Source organism: Citrobacter sp. wls829, assembly GCF_005280825.1.
GTDB lineage: Bacteria > Pseudomonadota > Gammaproteobacteria > Enterobacterales > Enterobacteriaceae > Citrobacter > Citrobacter gillenii.
The window spans coordinates 1-16,689 of sequence record NZ_SZWP01000068.1 but is presented as its reverse complement, the minus strand read 5'-3'; the positions used below and the strand labels follow the sequence as shown (position 1 = coordinate 16,689).

Annotated in this window: 14 protein-coding genes, 1 tRNA gene and 3 pseudogenes; 11 read left to right on the top strand and 7 right to left on the bottom strand. The window is 52.4% G+C overall.

Going from position 1 to position 16,689, the window contains the following annotated elements; genetic code table 11:
* Positions 1–4: 4 nt before the first annotated feature.
* The 4 genes from FDW88_RS14300 to yejF are packed head-to-tail and all read left to right on the top strand — an operon-like array spanning position 5 to position 5,536.
* Positions 5–1,825 (top strand): extracellular solute-binding protein, encoded by a 1,821-nt coding sequence (locus tag FDW88_RS14300; protein ID WP_371414758.1) that lies wholly within the window; start codon positions 5–7, stop codon positions 1,823–1,825.
* A complete protein-coding gene (locus FDW88_RS14295; RefSeq protein ID WP_115258009.1) occupies positions 1,826–2,920 on the top strand; it encodes a microcin C ABC transporter permease YejB in 1,095 nt (364 codons plus the stop codon).
* Positions 2,920–3,945 carry an ABC transporter permease gene (locus tag FDW88_RS14290; protein WP_096756454.1) on the top strand — a complete coding sequence of 342 codons (1,026 nt, stop codon included), beginning with the start codon at positions 2,920–2,922 and terminating at the stop codon, positions 3,943–3,945. Before FDW88_RS14295 ends, FDW88_RS14290 begins: the two co-directional genes overlap by 1 nt.
* A gap of 1 nt (position 3,946) precedes the next feature.
* The gene (yejF, locus tag FDW88_RS14285; RefSeq protein ID WP_115258007.1) at positions 3,947–5,536 is read left to right on the top strand and encodes a microcin C ABC transporter ATP-binding protein YejF; all 1,590 of its coding nucleotides are present in this window, start codon (positions 3,947–3,949) and stop codon (positions 5,534–5,536) included.
* A 3-nt stretch (positions 5,537–5,539) separates the two neighbouring features.
* On the opposite strand, the gene FDW88_RS14280 is transcribed toward yejF, so the two are convergent.
* The 3 genes from FDW88_RS14280 to rsuA all read right to left on the bottom strand — a co-directional run bounded on the left by FDW88_RS14280 (position 5,540) and on the right by rsuA (position 8,131).
* Positions 5,540–5,884, bottom strand: a complete 345-nt coding sequence (locus tag FDW88_RS14280; protein WP_029139605.1) for a YejG family protein — start codon at positions 5,882–5,884, stop codon at positions 5,540–5,542.
* 327 nt (positions 5,885–6,211) lie between these two features.
* Positions 6,212–7,408 carry a Bcr/CflA family multidrug efflux MFS transporter gene (locus FDW88_RS14275; RefSeq protein ID WP_135911718.1) on the bottom strand — a complete coding sequence of 399 codons (1,197 nt, stop codon included), beginning with the start codon at positions 7,406–7,408 and terminating at the stop codon, positions 6,212–6,214.
* Positions 7,409–7,423: 15 nt separating this feature from the next.
* Positions 7,424–8,131, bottom strand: a complete 708-nt coding sequence (gene rsuA, locus FDW88_RS14270) for a 16S rRNA pseudouridine(516) synthase RsuA (RefSeq protein WP_096756451.1) — start codon at positions 8,129–8,131, stop codon at positions 7,424–7,426.
* A 152-nt stretch (positions 8,132–8,283) separates the two neighbouring features.
* Between rsuA and FDW88_RS14265 the strand changes: the two genes are divergently transcribed.
* Positions 8,284–10,044: a DEAD/DEAH box helicase gene (locus FDW88_RS14265; protein ID WP_137362805.1), complete on the top strand. Its 1,761-nt coding sequence runs from the start codon at positions 8,284–8,286 to the stop codon at positions 10,042–10,044.
* A gap of 124 nt (positions 10,045–10,168) precedes the next feature.
* Positions 10,169–10,453: a 50S ribosomal protein L25 gene (gene rplY / locus FDW88_RS14260; RefSeq protein ID WP_096756449.1), complete on the top strand. Its 285-nt coding sequence runs from the start codon at positions 10,169–10,171 to the stop codon at positions 10,451–10,453.
* 109 nt (positions 10,454–10,562) lie between these two features.
* On the opposite strand, the gene yejK is transcribed toward rplY, so the two are convergent.
* Complete coding sequence (gene yejK, locus FDW88_RS14255) at positions 10,563–11,570, bottom strand: nucleoid-associated protein YejK (RefSeq protein WP_005129293.1); 1,008 nt, start codon at positions 11,568–11,570, stop codon at positions 10,563–10,565.
* A gap of 134 nt (positions 11,571–11,704) precedes the next feature.
* On the opposite strand from yejK, the gene FDW88_RS14250 reads away from it, so the two are divergent.
* The 3 genes from FDW88_RS14250 (at position 11,705) to FDW88_RS14240 (ending at position 13,874) form a co-directional block, all read left to right on the top strand.
* Entirely contained in the window at positions 11,705–11,932 is a 228-nt protein-coding gene (locus FDW88_RS14250) for a YejL family protein (protein WP_096756447.1), read from the top strand.
* Positions 11,933–11,963: 31 nt separating this feature from the next.
* Positions 11,964–13,724 carry an LPS biosynthesis-modulating metalloenzyme YejM gene (yejM, locus tag FDW88_RS14245; protein WP_137362804.1) on the top strand — a complete coding sequence of 587 codons (1,761 nt, stop codon included), beginning with the start codon at positions 11,964–11,966 and terminating at the stop codon, positions 13,722–13,724.
* 73 nt (positions 13,725–13,797) lie between these two features.
* A tRNA-Pro gene (locus tag FDW88_RS14240) sits at positions 13,798–13,874 on the top strand.
* Between the two features lie 129 nt (positions 13,875–14,003).
* On the opposite strand, the pseudogene FDW88_RS14235 reads toward FDW88_RS14240, so the two are convergent.
* Positions 14,004–14,509 (bottom strand): annotated as a pseudogene (locus tag FDW88_RS14235) (S24 family peptidase).
* Positions 14,510–14,539: 30 nt separating this feature from the next.
* Between FDW88_RS14235 and FDW88_RS14230 the strand changes: the two are divergent.
* Together FDW88_RS14230 and FDW88_RS14225 are read left to right on the top strand one after the other, a co-directional pair.
* A pseudogene (locus tag FDW88_RS14230) lies at positions 14,540–14,620 on the top strand (DinI family protein); the annotation flags it as partial.
* A gap of 93 nt (positions 14,621–14,713) precedes the next feature.
* Positions 14,714–14,956 carry a DinI-like family protein gene (locus tag FDW88_RS14225; RefSeq protein ID WP_137362803.1) on the top strand — a complete coding sequence of 81 codons (243 nt, stop codon included), beginning with the start codon at positions 14,714–14,716 and terminating at the stop codon, positions 14,954–14,956.
* 41 nt (positions 14,957–14,997) lie between these two features.
* Here the strand turns inward: FDW88_RS14225 and FDW88_RS22705 are convergent, their stop codons facing one another.
* On the bottom strand, positions 14,998–16,227 hold the full coding sequence (locus tag FDW88_RS22705) for a hypothetical protein (RefSeq protein ID WP_249354888.1): 1,230 nt from the start codon (positions 16,225–16,227) through the stop codon (positions 14,998–15,000).
* 64 nt (positions 16,228–16,291) lie between these two features.
* Positions 16,292–16,689 (bottom strand): annotated as a pseudogene (locus FDW88_RS22575) (hypothetical protein); the annotation flags it as partial.

The following is a 16,689-nucleotide window of genomic DNA, read 5'->3' as shown; positions in this document are numbered from 1 at the left end:
ACCCGTGCATAGGATTGTTCGCGTACTGCTGCTATTTTTCACCGTTATAGGTTTTAGCGCTCAGGCTCAGTCCATCAAAGAAAGCTATGCATTTTCCGTACTGGGCGAACCCAAGTATGCGTTCAATTTTACCCACTTCGACTATGTGAATCCCGCTGCCCCCAAAGGAGGGCAAATCACGCTCTCGTCCATCGGCACCTTCGACAATTTTAACCGCTACTCGATGCGAGGGAATCCCGGCGCCCGGACTGAATCTCTTTACGATGCGCTGTTTACCACTTCCGATGATGAACCCGGTAGCTATTACCCGCTCATTGCCGACAGAGCCCGCTACGCGGACGACTATTCCTGGGTTGAAATCGCCATTAACCCGCGCGCGCGTTTTCACGACGGGTCGCCGATCACCGCCCGCGACGTTGCCTTTACCTTCCACAAATTTATGACCGAAGGCGTGCCGCAGTTTCGTCTGGTATACAAAGGGACCACCGTTAAAGCGATCGCCCCGTTAACCGTGCGAATTGAGTTAGCCAAACCGGGTAAAGAAGACATGCTCAGCCTGTTTTCATTACCGGTGATGCCAGAGAAATACTGGAAGGATCACAAACTCAGCGACCCGTTATCTTCCCCACCTCTTGCCAGCGGACCTTACCGCATCACCCAGTGGAAAATGGGGCAGTATATTGTCTACTCACGGGTCAAAGATTACTGGGCCGCTGACCTGCCGGTTAATCGTGGGCGCTGGAATTTTGATACCCTCCGCTACGACTATTACCTTGATGACAACGTGGCCTTTGAAGCATTTAAAGCCGGTGCATTTGACCTGCGTCTTGAGAACGATGCCAAAAACTGGGCAACACGTTATACCGGTAAGAACTTCACAAAACAGTACATCGTCAAAGCCGAACAAAAAAACGAGTCGGCGCAGGATACGCGCTGGTTAGCGTTTAACATCCAGCGTCCGGTGTTCAGCGACCGCCGTGTTCGTGAAGCGATCACGCTGGCCTTTGATTTTGAATGGATGAATAAGGCGTTGTTTTATAATGCCTGGAGCAGGACGACCAGCTATTTCCAGAACACCGAATATGCCGCCAAAAATTATCCCGACGCGGATGAGCTGGTGCTACTTGCACCGATGAAAAACGATCTGCCTCCCGAAGTCTTCAGCAAAATCTATCAGCCACCCACATCAAAAGGCGACGGTTACGATCGTGAAAACCTGCTGAAGGCCAGTGCACTCCTGGACAAGGCCGGATGGGTATTGAAGGGGCAGCAGCGGGTCAACATCACCAGCGGCAAAGCGCTGACTTTTGAGCTGTTGCTCCCGGCAGGCAGTAACAGCCAATGGGTATTGCCGTTTCAGCATAACCTGCAGCGGCTGGGCATTACGATGAATATCCGCCAGGTCGATAACTCACAAATCACCAACCGCCTGCGCAGCCGCGACTATGACATGATGCCAAGGCTGTATCGCGCGATGCCGTGGCCCAGCTCGGATCTGCAAATTCTGTGGGCCTCCGAATATATTGATTCCAGCTATAACGCTCCCGGCGTGCAAAGCCCGGTCATTGATAAGCTGATTAGCCAGATCATTGCGGCGCAAGGTAATAAAGCAAAACTTATCCCGCTGGGACGCGCACTGGACCGCGTGTTAACCTGGAATTATTACATGTTGCCGATGTGGTTTATGGCCGAAGATCGGCTGGCATGGTGGGACAAATTTTCGCAGCCTGCCGTTCGCCCGATTTACACCATCGGCGTGGACAACTGGTGGTATGACGTCAACAAAGCGGCCAAACTTCCCGCTGCCAGACGACAGGGAGAATAAATGGGCGCATATCTGATTCGACGTCTGCTGCTGGTGATCCCGACACTCTGGGCCATCATTACCATCAACTTTTTTATCGTGCAGATTGCCCCAGGCGGCCCGGTCGAGCAGGCCGTCGCCGCCATTGAATTCGGGCAAAGTGGCGCACTGCCGGGCGCCGGTAGTGAGGGTGTGCGTGCCAGCCACGCGCAAACCGGCGTCGGGAACATCAGCGACAGCAATTATCGTGGTGGTCGCGGCCTGGATCCGGAAGTGATTGCTGAAATCACCCGCCGTTACGGATTCGATAAACCGATTCACGAACGTTATTTCAACATGCTCTGGAACTATATCCGCTTCGATTTTGGCGACAGCCTGTTTCGCAGCGCCTCGGTCCTGACATTAATCAAAGACAGCCTGCCCGTCTCCGTCACGCTGGGATTATGGAGTACGCTGATTATCTATCTGGTGTCGATTCCGCTGGGGATCCGCAAAGCGGTGTACAACGGCAGCCGCTTTGACGTGTGGAGCAGCGCATTCATTATTATCGGCTACGCCATCCCCGCATTCCTATTTGCAATTTTATTGATCGTTTTCTTTGCCGGCGGCAGCTATTACGACCTTTTCCCGCTACGCGGTCTGGTTTCCGCCAATTTTGACGCTCTGCCCTGGTATCAAAAAATCACCGATTATCTGTGGCATATCACCCTGCCGGTGGTGGCAACGGTGGTGGGTGGATTTGCCGCACTGACGATGCTAACCAAAAACTCCTTTCTGGATGAGGTTCGCAAACAGTATGTCGTCACCGCGCGCGCTAAAGGCGTTAGCGAGAAAAACATTCTGCGCAAACACGTCTTTCGTAATGCCATGCTGTTGGTGATAGCCGGTTTTCCAGCCACCTTCATCAGTATGTTTTTCACCGGCTCACTGTTGATTGAAGTCATGTTCTCGCTGAACGGTCTGGGATTACTGGGCTATGAATCGACCGTGTCACGCGACTATCCGGTGATGTTTGGTACGCTTTATATCTTCACGCTGATCGGCCTGCTGCTCAATATCCTCAGTGATATTAGCTATACGCTGGTCGATCCGCGTATTGATTTCGAGGGACGCTAATGTCGCGCTTAAGCCCCGTAAATCAGGCCCGCTGGGCGCGTTTTCGCCACAATCGCCGTGGCTACTGGTCGCTGTGGATTTTTCTGCTGCTGTTCGGCTTAAGCCTGTGTTCCGAGCTGATTGCCAATGATAAGCCACTGCTGGTGCGCTATGACGGCAGCTGGTACTTTCCACTGGTCAAAAACTACAGTGAAAGCGATTTCGGCGGCCCGTTAGCCACCAAAGCAGATTATCAGGATCCGTGGCTGCAGCAGCGTCTGGAAAGCCAGGGATGGATCCTGTGGGCACCCGTGCGCTTTGGCGCCACCAGCATTAACTTTGCCACCGACACCCCCTTCCCTTCCCCGCCGTCCGCACAAAACTGGCTGGGCACCGATGCCAACGGCGGCGACGTACTGGCACGCATCCTCTATGGGACCCGCATTTCCATCCTGTTTGGTTTGATGTTAACCCTGTGCTCCAGCGTCATGGGCGTGATGGCCGGTGCGCTGCAGGGCTATTACGGCGGAAAGGTGGACCTGTGGGGGCAACGCTTCATTGAAGTCTGGTCCGGGATGCCGACGCTATTTTTGATAATCCTGCTCTCCAGCGTCGTCCAACCCAACTTCTGGTGGCTATTGGCCATTACGGTCGTGTTTGGCTGGATGAGCCTGGTCGGCGTGGTACGCGCAGAGTTTTTACGCACGCGAAACTTTGATTACATCCGCGCCGCACAGGCGCTCGGCGTGAGCGATCGCAGCATTATCCTGCGCCACATGCTGCCGAATGCGATGGTCGCCACGCTGACTTTTTTGCCGTTTATTTTATGTAGCTCAATTACCACACTGACCTCGCTGGATTTTCTGGGGTTCGGCTTACCGCTCGGCTCCCCGTCGCTCGGAGAACTGCTGTTGCAGGGAAAAAACAACTTACAGGCACCGTGGCTTGGGATCACCGCGTTCGTGTCGGTAGCCCTGTTGTTATCGCTGCTGATCTTTATTGGTGAAGCGGTACGCGACGCATTTGATCCCAACAAGGCGGTATAAGATGACGCAACCTCTGTTAGCCATTGACAATTTATCGGTCGGTTTTCGTCAGCAGGGAACCGTACGTACCGTGGTGAACGAAATTTCATTGCACGTCGAAGCCGGGCAAACCCTGGCACTGGTGGGCGAGTCCGGCTCGGGTAAAAGCGTCACCGCACTCTCGATTTTACGTTTGCTCCCCACACCTCCGGCGGTCTATCTTGCCGGTGATATCCGCTTTCACGGTGAATCACTACTCCACGCCAGCGAACAAACGCTACGCGGCGTACGGGGGAATAAAATCGCCATGATTTTCCAGGAGCCGATGGTGTCGCTCAACCCGCTGCACACTCTGGAAAAACAGCTCTATGAAGTGTTGTCGCTGCATCGGGGAATGCGTCGGGAAGCCGCACGGGCAGAGATCTTGACCTGTCTGGATCGCGTCGGGATCCGTCAGGCCGCCAAGCGTCTGGCGGATTTCCCGCACCAGCTTTCCGGCGGAGAGCGTCAGCGCGTGATGATCGCCATGGCGCTGCTCACTCGCCCTGAACTGCTGATTGCCGACGAACCCACCACCGCACTGGATGTTTCCGTGCAGGCACAAATCCTGCAACTGCTGCGCGAGCTACAACGCGAGCTGAATATGGGCCTGCTGTTCATCACCCATAATCTCAGTATCGTCAAAAAGTTAGCTGACACCGTTGCGGTGATGCAAAACGGTCAGTGCGTTGAACAAAACCGTGCCGGGCAACTGCTTTCTGCCCCCACCCATCCTTACACGCAGAAATTGCTCAACAGTGAACCTGCCGGCGATCCAGTGCCTTTACCCACCGGCCAACCCCCCTTGCTGGAAGTGGAGCAGCTTCGCGTCGCTTTCCCCATCCGTAAAGGGCTGCTTAAGCGCGTGGTGGACCATAACGTGGTGGTCAACAACGTCAGTTTTTCTCTGAAACCGGGAGAAACGCTGGGACTGGTTGGCGAATCAGGATCGGGGAAAAGTACCACCGGTCTGGCACTGCTGAGGCTCATCGCCTCACAAGGTCGTATTGTATTCGATGGTCAGGCGCTGCATACCTTAAACCGCCGTCAACTGTTGCCGGTACGCCACCGCATTCAAGTTGTCTTTCAGGACCCTAACTCATCGCTGAACCCGCGCCTGAGCGTGTTACAGATTATTGAAGAGGGGTTACGCGTGCATCAACCCACGTTATCTGCCGAGCAACGTGAAGCGCAGGTGAAAGCGGTAATGGCAGAAGTCGGCCTGGATAGCGACACGCGGCATCGTTACCCTGCCGAGTTTTCCGGTGGTCAGCGTCAACGTATTGCGATTGCCAGAGCACTGATTTTAAAACCATCGCTGATTATTCTGGATGAGCCGACATCGTCACTCGACAGGACCGTCCAGGCGCAAATCCTGACGTTGCTTAAGTCATTACAGCAAAAGCATCGCCTGGCCTACATCTTTATCAGCCACGATTTGCATGTTGTACGTGCGCTATGCCATCAGGTTATTGTGCTACGGCAAGGAGAGGTCGTGGAACAGGGGCAATGCGAGCACGTCTTCAACGCGCCACAACAAGCCTATACGCGTCAGCTACTCGCGCTAAGCTGACGCTCAAAATGGGTTATTATTTGAAAAAGGTTCTGCGATAGCCACGCCGAAATTTTTCAGTCTGCAGGTCGCTGCAAATTCATCCTGACGATTGACGAACAGACACGGCTCCCCTTCACATTCCAGTACGGAACACGGAACTTCAATGTCGCTCAACGCCTGGCTGAGTTTATGCATTACCGACCACGCACTGTCACCGTCCGGACTGAGTAACTTGAGCGCCACCAGGCTATTCTCATTGCTCTGGCCGTTTTGCGGAATCGGTTCAACTTTTGAACCTGCGAAACCCACCGACCAACGATAGCACTGCGGCAGACGGTGAACGATTGAGAGTTGTAATGTCATCACTTTCTTTCCCTGGAAGTACAATTACTTCACAATTATTTTACATCAATATTAACACATCATTGACAATACGTCTTTAGACAGTTGGCAAACGTTTACACCCTGTCCGTATGCCACTTTCCGAACCCAATATTTAAATTTATTCAACGGTTCTGGCAGTTTTCCGGGCTATATGTACGCGTTTCTGAGATCTAACTCAACCTTTTTAACTACAATGATGTGACTTTTTACATAAATTGATTTTACATAAAATAAACATAACCAGGGGAATAGATAGATTAGCGGTTGATGTACATCAACTCCGGAGGGCAAATGCCCCCAGGTTGTGTATTAGATCACCGTTTTTTTGGCTCGACTGGCATAGAGATAGAAGAGAATGGAACAGGACGCACAAAAGGCAATCGTCCAGATCATCGGCCAGGCCGAGTTAAAGGTCGCCAGTGACAGTAGCGCACCTACAATGGCACCGATGCCAAAGCGGAAGGTTCCCGCAAGCGACGACGCCGTGCCAGCCATATGCGGGAACTCATCGAGGATCACTGCCATCGCGTTAGATGACACCATCGATACGCAACCAACAAACGCCGCAACACCGACCACCAGCGCCCAGAAGCCCAACCCGAACAGCGCGCTAAATACCATCCAGCCCGCCATAACAAACTGGATCCACAGCCCGGTGCGGAACATATTCAATGCCCCAACCCGCCGAACAAAGCGGCTGTTAATAATGGTCATCACAAACAGGAAGACAATGTTCAGCGCAAAGTAATAGCCAAAGTTCTGCGGCGAAACATGGTTGATCTCAATGTAGACAAAGGGACCAGCGCTGAGAAACGAGAACATCCCGGCAAAACTAAATCCGCTGGCCAGCATATAGCTCAACACGCGCTTATGGCGAAACAGCGAGGCGAAATTGCCCATTGTGGTACGCAAACGAAACGGCTGGCGTCGCTCAACGGGCAAGGTCTCTTTGATCAAGGTGAAAATCATCACCGAAGCCAGAATTGCCGCCACGGCCAGGATCCAAAAGATGTAGTGCCAGCTTAACCATACCAGCACCCAGCCACCGACAATCGGCGCCAGCAGCGGCGCAATCGTCGTGACCAACATGACGAAGGACATCATGCGTGAAAACTCTTCTTTCGGATAAATATCGCGCATCAGGGCGTTAATCACCACGCTCGCCGCCGCAGCCGCCAGACCGTGGAAGAAACGCATAGTGATCAATTGATCGATAGTTTGTGCCAGCGCGCAGGCGACTGCCGCCGCCGCAAACACCAGCGTTCCCCCCAGAATCACCGGCTTACGCCCGATGCTGTCTGCCATAGGGCCGTAGATCAGTTGCCCCACTGCAAACCCCAAAATATAGGTACTGAGGGTCATTTGCGCACTGCCCGCAGGCACGCCAAACTGAGCAGAGATCACCGGCAGCGCCGGAAGATACATATCAATCGACAACGGCATTAACATGGCCAACAAGCCAAGGATAAAAACAATGGCAATTGAAGAGTTCTGCCGGGTGGTCACATTTAGCTCCTGAAATTAACGAGGGGTTACGTTAACGCTGGCGATTTCTTCTTCAGTCAAGGGGCGGTATTCGCCGGGCGCAAGATCGTCATCCAGTTTGATGGCGCCGATTCGCTCACGGTGCAGTTCCACAACATGGTTGCCAACGGCGGCAAACATACGCTTAACCTGATGATAGCGCCCTTCGCTAATGGTCAAGCGCACCTGGGTTGGCGTAATCACTTCCAGCACCGCTGGTTTTGTCAGATCTTTTTCGTTATGCAACTGTACACCACGAGTAAACTGTTCGGCGGTATCTTCCGCCACCGGCGACTCTAACGTCACCAGATAGGTTTTCTCACAATGGTGACGCGGAGAGGTGATGCGGTGTGACCACTGACCGTCATCGGTCATCAGTACCAGCCCGGTGGTGTCGATATCCAGACGCCCTGCCGCATGCAGCTTGTGGGCAACAGGTTCATCGAGGAAATAAAGCACTGTCGGATGATCCGGGTCTTCCGTGGAGCACACATAGCCCTGAGGCTTGTTGAGCATAAAATAGCGCGGGCCATTTTGCTGAGTCAGTGAATTACCGTCGTATTCGACGTCATGTTCTGGCAGCAGTTTAAAGGCGCTATTTCTGACGATTTCGCCATCGACGGTAACGCGGTTACCACGGATTTCACGCCCGGCAATAGCGCGGCTGACGCCGAGTTGCTGAGCGATAAATTTATCAAGTCGCATGAGTGTGATTTTGCCTGTAACAATACGGAAATCGAGCGTTATGCCCGAAAAGTGGAGCCGTTTTCCGCTCAGTATAGCGGGCTAACAACTTCCCTCAAGGGAAAAAGATTCGTGGCATACTATTCATTGTTATTGTTTACCCTAGTGAGACCATGACTTTTACACTTCGCCCTTACCAACAAGAAGCCGTGGATGCCACGCTCAACCATTTTCGCCACCACCGCACACCTGCGGTCATCGTCCTGCCAACCGGGGCGGGTAAAAGCCTGGTGATTGCTGAACTGGCGCGTGTGGCGCGTGGGCGCGTATTAGTGCTGGCGCATGTGAAGGAGTTGGTCGCACAGAATCATGCCAAATATTGTGCGTTGGGGCTGGATGCCGATATCTTTGCCGCTGGCCTGAAGCGTAAAGAGAGCCACGGTAAAGTGGTTTTCGGCAGCGTACAGTCGGTGGCACGTAATCTGGAAGCGTTTCAGGGTGAATTTTCCCTGCTCATCGTCGACGAGTGCCATCGCATTGGTGACGACGAAGAGAGCCAGTATCAGCAAATTCTGACTCACCTGACCCACGTCAACCCTCACCTACGCCTGCTCGGACTGACCGCCACGCCTTTCCGCCTCGGTAAAGGCTGGATTTACCATTTTCATTATCACGGTATGGTGCGCGGCGATGAAAAAGCGCTTTTTCGCGACTGTATTTATGAGCTGCCGCTGCGCTACATGATTAAACACGGCTATCTGACGCCGCCAGAGCGCCTCGACATGCCGGTCGTCCAGTATGACTTCAGCCGCCTGCAAGCACAAAGTAACGGTTTGTTCAGCGAAGCTGACCTCAACCATGAGCTGAAAAAACAGCAGCGGATAACACCGCATATCATCAGCCAGATTGTTGAATTTGCCCAGTCGCGTAAAGGCGTCATGATATTTGCCGCTACCGTGGAGCACGCGAAAGAGATTGTTGGTCTGCTGCCCGCAGACGATGCCGCACTGATCACCGGTGACACGCCTGGCGCAGAGCGAGATGTGTTGATTGAGGATTTCAAAGCCCAGCGCTTTCGCTATCTGGTCAACGTAGCGGTGCTGACCACCGGGTTTGACGCCCCACATGTCGATCTCATTGCGATCCTGCGCCCCACCGAGTCCGTAAGCCTGTACCAACAAATCGTCGGACGAGGGCTGCGTCTGGCGCCGGGAAAAACGGATTGTCTGATCCTCGACTACGCGGGCAATCCTCACGATCTTTACGCCCCGGAAGTCGGTGCGCCAAAAGGAAAAAGCGACAACGTTCCGGTGCAAGTATTCTGCCCCGCCTGCGGGTTTGCTAACACCTTCTGGGGTAAGACCACAGCCGATGGCACGCTGATCGAACACTTTGGCCGTCGCTGTCAGGGTTGGTTTGAAGATGATGACGGTCACCGTGAACAATGTGACTTCCGCTTTCGTTTTAAAAACTGCCCACAGTGCAATGCTGAAAATGACATTGCCGCTCGCCGCTGTCGGGCATGCGATACCATACTGGTCGATCCGGACGATATGCTGAAGGCGGCGCTCAGGCTCAAGGATGCGCTGGTACTGCGCTGTAGCGGCATGGCGTTACAGCATGGCCAGGATGACAAAGGTGAATGGCTGAAAATAACGTATTATGATGAGGATGGCGCCGACGTCAGCGAACGATTTCGTTTGCACACCCCCGCTCAACGTACCGCCTTTGAACAGCTGTTTATTCGCCCACACACCCGCACGCCCGGCATCCCTATACGCTGGATAACTGCCGCCGACATCCTGGCGCAGCAGGCGCTGTTACGCCATCCCGATTTTGTGGTCGCTCGCATGAAAGGTCAGTACTGGCAGGTACGTGAAAAGGTCTTTGATTATGAAGGCCGCTTCCGCCGGGCGCATGAATTACGCGGTTAATCGTACTTTTGATTGATGTACCTGTCATTTGAGGATAGAATCTCGCCCGCTTTTGCATACGCAAAGCAGATCACTTACCTGTTGCTGGGTCGCCTGTAGCAGGAATTATTAAAGAGAGATTTAAATGTTTACTATCAACGCTGAAGTACGTAAAGAGCAGGGTAAGGGTGCGAGCCGCCGCCTGCGTACCGCTAACAAGTTCCCGGCAATCATCTACGGTGGCGCAGAAGCCCCGATTGCTATCGAACTGGACCACGATTCCATCATGAACATGCAAGCTAAAGCTGAATTTTACAGCGAAGTTCTGACCATCGTTGTTGACGGTAAAGAAGTTAAAGTTAAAGCTCAGGCTGTACAGCGTCACCCGTTCAAGCCGAAACTGTCTCACATCGACTTCGTTCGCGCGTAATCGCCAACAAGTTGACGGGGGGGGGTTTTTTTATGTCATTTTTAACCGATGACAACGTATGACATGTGGCCGGATAAGGCATTTACGCCGCCATCCGGCATCATCCATGTTATTTCCCGCCAGAAGTACGGCGCTGCAGCTGATCGCGCAGGTTAGGCGGCGTACCTTTAATGGTTAAGGTGTCCGTCGCCGGATCCCAGAAAATGCGTTCGCCCAGCAGCATGGCGTCGAAATTGATCGTTAACCCACCGCCGCTACCGGCAAACTTGGTTAACTGACGCAGCGTGCTGCGATCTGCCGGGAAGCTCTCTTCCAGCTCATAGCCTTTATCCGCGGTAAATTCACTGAAGCTGACTTCGCTGACGCCGGAAAGTTCTTTTGACAGGGACTCCAGTTCAATCTCTTCCCCGGCCTGAAGCTGCTCGTTACAGTAGCTATAAACCTGCTGACGCACGTTCTGGCGTTCAGCTTTATCCAGTTGAGCTTCGGCAGTGAAGTCGTCTACCGCCTGCAGCAGGCCACGGTTTTGCGCTTTCGCATTCAGTCCTTCGCTGGCCCCGAGGAAATCCATAAAGAAATCGGCAACTTTACGTCCTACCCTTCCTTTCAGGAACGTCAGATACCGCGTGGACTCCGGGTTGGTTTCCCACTCGGTTAAATCAATACGCGCCACGATATCAGCATGATTGATATCCAGATAGTGCGTCGGGTTGATATCCAGATTTTCATTCACGCGCATGCTGCTTAAGTTGTTCAGCACCGCCACCAGCAGGTACTCTACCGCCAGGTAACGGTAATGACAGAACAGCACGATCCCGCCGTCAGCAAACGGATATTTCGCCAGCTCATCGCGCAGACGCCCGGTTGCAGCACGACTGAACGCCAGAAAATCCTCTTCGCCCTGACGCTGCAAACGCAGCGTTTGCGCCAGTTCGCTCTCTTCGCTAAACAGGCCATAGGCTTTATTCTTGGCGCTATATACCCGATGCAGCTCAGCCATCATCTCGACAACGGTCGCCGTCGGCTCCAGTAATGAATCGCGCAAGACCAGCTCAAGGTTCTGCTCATCACGCTTGATAAGCTGGTGCAGGGCAATCTGGTTGATATCCAGACTCATGATAAACTCTCCTTTAAGACCGGGCGGTATTCAACCACCTGCCGGGCAGTGACGCAATAGAAGATAAAAAAGCAGAAAAAAAACTGTCGCTACGGTAATATGTTGCCCTTTCATGAACAGACAGATTTCGATTTATGCCACAAATTTCCCGCTATAGTGACGAACACGTTGAACAATTGCTGAATGAAATGCTCAACGTACTGGAAAAACATAAGGCACCGACCGATCTTTCCCTGATGGTACTGGGAAACATGGTCACTAACCTTATCAATACAAGCGTCGCACCGGCCCAGCGCCAGGCGATTGCGAATTCATTTGCCCGCGCATTGCAGTCTTCGATAAACGACGACCAAGCGCACTAAGAGCCTGCTCCGGGGAAACGAACAACAGTTTATGGTAACTCATCGTCAACGCTACCGTGAGAAAGTCTCCCAGATGGTTAGCTGGGGGCACTGGTTCGCCTTGTTCAACATTCTGTTGGCCATGGTGCTCGGTAGTCGTTACCTGTTTGTCGCCGACTGGCCGACAACGCTTGCAGGTCGTGTTTATTCTTATCTGAGCGTTGTCGGGCATTTTAGCTTCCTGGTGTTTGCCGCCTATTTGCTGATCCTGTTCCCCCTGACGTTTATCGTCATGTCCCAGAGGCTGATGCGATTCTTATCAGCCATCCTGGCGACCGTGGGCATGACGCTGCTGTTGATTGACAGCGAAGTGTTCACCCGTTTCCACCTGCATCTCAATCCGATTGTCTGGGAACTGGTCATTAACCCCGATCAGAACGAAACGGCGCGTGACTGGCAGCTGATGTTCATCAGCGTGCCGATTATTCTGCTAATAGAAATGTTGTTTGCGACCTGGAGCTGGCAAAAGCTGCGCAGCCTGACGCGTCGCCGTCATTTCGCGAAACCTTTAGCCGCTTTCTTTTTCGTATCGTTCATCGCATCGCATGTGGTGTACATCTGGGCGGACGCCAATTTCTATCGGCCGATCACTATGCAGCGCGCAAACCTGCCGCTGTCTTACCCAATGACAGCGCGTAAGTTTCTGGAAAAACATGGTTTGCTGGATGCGCAAGAGTATCAGCGCCGCCTGATCGAACAAGGTAATCCGGAAGCGGTCTCCGTGCAGTATCCGCTTAGCGATTTACGCTATCGTGATATGGGTACCGGCCAGAACGTCCTGCTGATCACCGTAGACGGTCTGAACTACTCGCACTTTGAAAAACAGATGCCAGCCCTGGCGGAATTTGCCGGGCAAAATATTTCCTTCACGCGCCATATGAGTTCCGGTAATACCTCCGATAACGGTATTTTTGGCCTGTTCTATGGCGTGTCGCCAAGCTATATGGACGGCATTCTGGCAAGCAGAACGCCTGCCGCGCTGATCTCTGCCCTGAATCAACAAGGTTATCAGTTAGGGTTATTCTCCTCTGATGGCTTTACCAGCCCGCTCTATCGCCAGGCGCTGCTGTCAGACTTCTCCATGCCAAGCGTGCAGACACAATCTGACGAACAAACGGCGAACCAATGGATCAACTGGCTGGGCCGCTACGCGCAGGAAGATAACCGCTGGTTCTCATGGGTCTCCTTTAACGGGACTAACATTGATGACAGCAACCAGAAGAACTTTGCTAAACGCTACGCCAACGCCGCTCAGGACGTAGATGCGAACATTAACCGCGTTCTGGGCGCCCTGCGTGATTCGGGTAAGCTCAACAACACGGTGGTGATTATTACCGCCGGTCGGGGTGTCCCACTATCGCAGGATGAGAATCGCTTCGACTGGTCGCGCGGTCATCTTCAGGTTCCACTGATAATTCACTGGCCGGGTACACCCGCTCAGCGCATTAATAGCCTGACCGATCATACCGACCTGATGACCACGCTAATGCAGCGACTGCTGCACGTCAGCACACCGGCAAACGAATATTCGCAAGGCCAGGATTTGTTTAATGCCACGCGACGCCACTATTGGGTAACGGCCGCCGACAGCAGCACAATGGCGATTACCACTCCAGAAATGACGCTGGTGCTCAACAACAACGGTAATTACCAGACCTATGATTTACGCGGCGAGAAGATTAAAGATCAGAAACCACAGCTGAGCTTACTGCTACAGGTTCTGACGGATGAGAAACGTTTTATTGCTAACTGATTAATTATAAATCAGTTAGTAAACCATACTCTTGCAATCGTGGTGGAAAGCAGTAGTATTAGCGCCATAGTGTCGGCACGTAGCGCAGCCTGGTAGCGCACCGTCATGGGGTGTCGGGGGTCGGAGGTTCAAATCCTCTCGTGCCGACCAGAAACTCCTTTAAGAACCAGCCGTTACGGCTGGTTTTTTAATGCCTGTTTTCTGTACGGGGAAGCAATGGGGAATTATCGGGGAAAAACCCCGACGCAGGGCATCGACTACATTGCATAATTTCGGTACTCACATCACCGGGCAGTCATCAAACTCTGCAGTCCTGGCATTATTGATAATGTAAGTGATCACCCCGAATACAGTATGTGAAGAACTGTAGCTATCATCGTCTACTGGCAACTCCTCCCTTCTCCCGTTCTCCAGATTTATCAGGTGGGGCTGAGGGTGGGTTCGGTATCGCTTGATCCTGAATTCCCCATCTATCGCGCATATCAGCAGCGAGCCATCACAGGGCGACAGCGAAGAGTCGACGACAAGCAGCGCACCCTGCAGTATCCCTTCCCTGAAATGTGAACACGATGCCCGCATGAAATATGTCGCAGCTGGCTGGCTAATTAGCTGCTGATCGAGGGAAATCTTTGTTTCAACGTAATCACTGGCAGGTGACGGGAAGCCCATGGCTATAGTCCTCCATTTGGATTGAACAGCTGAAAGGTACGGTTTTCGCCTTCCTGCGTTGATACATCGCGGAACGTTGTCACATACCACTCGATCCATTCGTTGGCCTGCTTCATCGTCCAGTTCCAGTTAACCTTGCTCAGTTCCTGGACAAACCGCTGTGTGGTGACGGTCTTCCGGCCATTCGGTTCCTGCTGTATCGAAGCATACCAGGCCATTTCAATATCGCTGCGTCGTGGCATCATTACGCCCTCTCTTGAATACCGGATAAAAACACAGTATAAATACTGTATATACATCCAGTAAAAAGGCAATAAGCAATGTTCGTGGAACTCGTTTATGACAAAAGGAATTTTGATGGTCTGCCCGGTGCGAAAGATATCATTCTGGGCGAGTTGACCAGGAGGGTTCACCAGTTCTTCCCGGATGCTGATGTTCGGGTTAAACCGATGATGACACTGCCGGCGATCAACACCGACGCCAGCAAGCATGAGAAAGAACAGATTAGCCGTACTGTTCAGGAAATGTTTGAAGAGGCTGAGTTTTGGTTAGTTAATGATTAAGAGTAAGACTACGCAGCGCACCAGTCTGAGTGCTGCGTATTTCACTCTGTTACCAACCCAGACACTTTCTCATTTAGAGCAGCTGACTCTTTCATCAGGTCCTGAACTGTAGATATCAGATCGGCAATGACTGCCCGATCATCAACGTTCAACACATCAAACATTTTCCCGTTTTCATCCTGCGCTTCTCCTCCAGCAAATACATAGCAATCATCGATGAATGCCATTTGTTGTGCGAGGAAGCCGCGAGAGACAACATCACTTCCGTTGTATTTGTATTCCGCCAGACCAATAGCGGCAATACGTTCCTGATGACCGGGAGCTGCTGGCATGAAGTCATGTTTAATCTGCACATCAGAGCCGGACCATTGCGCAGACCCTAAGGGACCTGTTAATGATCCGCCCTGCTCATATGCAAACGTAGCAGCTACATTGCCATCGTTCGTTATCTGACAAATCGCCCGACGAACAGACGCAGAGTTAAAATTTGGGAAAAATTTTGCCCCGCAGCGAGAGTTAGTACCTGTAGTTATTTCTGAATTGAACGAAGGACCCGAAGAGTTAGCAAGTGATGTACCAACATCCCGCATCAATTTCACATCTGCACGAGTATCGCCTGCCGCTGTATAGGTATTGATGCCCATTGTATAAGTCTGCAACTTCGACCAGGTATTGAGACCAGACAAAAGTGGTATTTTGTCACCATCCGTACCAATTTCCGTTACTGCTGAGGATGTTAACTCAAGTATGTTTCGCACCCCAGAAACGGTACCCGACCCGGTTCCACCCTGCGTAATACTGAGTGGAGTTGTTAGACCGGTCAGGCTTGTAATATCACTATTCACGCCCTTACTTGCTTTCTGATTCAGCATGGCTGTTATGCTGCTCCATGCAGGACCGCTAAATGTTGTCCCATCAGGCAGCCTGACGGTGATGGCTCCGGTACCGCTAAAGAGCTGCTGCCAGTTCTGTTTGTCGTAGTTCAGCCCGCGCAGTGCCTCCGCAGCCTGTGTTACCGCAGCAGCGGTGACAAGGTTCATGGCGATACGAGGAACTGCATACCAGGCCGCACCTGATTGCGTTGGTCCGGTGAAATTATTCACCAGTGTCGCAGATGTGTTGCTGTTGACGGTCTTAACCGGGAGGGTGTACGGAACGCCACCGACCGTAACGACAATAAAATCACCGGCCGCCAGTTCTGTGGTAAACGCAGTTCCGCTACCAGCGACCGCAGCAGAGTTATTCGTCAGGGTTAATGTTCCTGCTGACATAGATTTCTCCTGAATTCAGATAATAAAAAACCCTGCCGGAGCAGGGTTCTTCCTGGGATTTGCTTTAATCGTAACTGGCCGTTTTGATTGCCGTCGTTGTTGTGTGGAAATCGACTCCGCTCGGCGTCCAGGAGCCTGGGGGGATCTCACCAAGCCTGGCGCTAATAATTGAGTTGTTCCCGTCATAATAACAGCACATGCCTATAGGCGTTTGTAATGTCCCTGACGATGAGACCGCAACCCGATACCCTGCTGCCTGAGGCACGATTGCATATTTACCGGGTAGCGTATAATTGATATTAGCGCCGTTATTAGCACTCCCCCCCGGTACACCTATCTGTCGTATATCGGTTAATATCTTCGTTTCATTTGTGAGAACGCATTTGCCATTAGCGTCCCAAATAGCCATACCCCACGATGGCGGTATCTGAGCCTTAGGGAAGGTGCGAATAAGCAGGTCAT

Coding starts and splice junctions, on each gene's coding strand:
- FDW88_RS14295 (WP_115258009.1), top strand. CDS start 1,826: ATGGGCGCATATCTGATTCGACGTCTGCTGCTGGTGATCCCGACACTC.
- FDW88_RS14290 (WP_096756454.1), top strand. CDS start 2,920: ATGTCGCGCTTAAGCCCCGTAAATCAGGCCCGCTGGGCGCGTTTTCGC.
- yejF (WP_115258007.1), top strand. CDS start 3,947: ATGACGCAACCTCTGTTAGCCATTGACAATTTATCGGTCGGTTTTCGT.
- rsuA (WP_096756451.1), bottom strand. CDS start 8,131: ATGCGACTTGATAAATTTATCGCTCAGCAACTCGGCGTCAGCCGCGCT.
- FDW88_RS14265 (WP_137362805.1), top strand. CDS start 8,284: ATGACTTTTACACTTCGCCCTTACCAACAAGAAGCCGTGGATGCCACG.
- rplY (WP_096756449.1), top strand. CDS start 10,169: ATGTTTACTATCAACGCTGAAGTACGTAAAGAGCAGGGTAAGGGTGCG.
- yejK (WP_005129293.1), bottom strand. CDS start 11,570: ATGAGTCTGGATATCAACCAGATTGCCCTGCACCAGCTTATCAAGCGT.
- FDW88_RS14250 (WP_096756447.1), top strand. CDS start 11,705: ATGCCACAAATTTCCCGCTATAGTGACGAACACGTTGAACAATTGCTG.
- yejM (WP_137362804.1), top strand. CDS start 11,964: ATGGTAACTCATCGTCAACGCTACCGTGAGAAAGTCTCCCAGATGGTT.
- FDW88_RS14225 (WP_137362803.1), top strand. CDS start 14,714: ATGTTCGTGGAACTCGTTTATGACAAAAGGAATTTTGATGGTCTGCCC.
- FDW88_RS22705 (WP_249354888.1), bottom strand. CDS start 16,227: ATGTCAGCAGGAACATTAACCCTGACGAATAACTCTGCTGCGGTCGCT.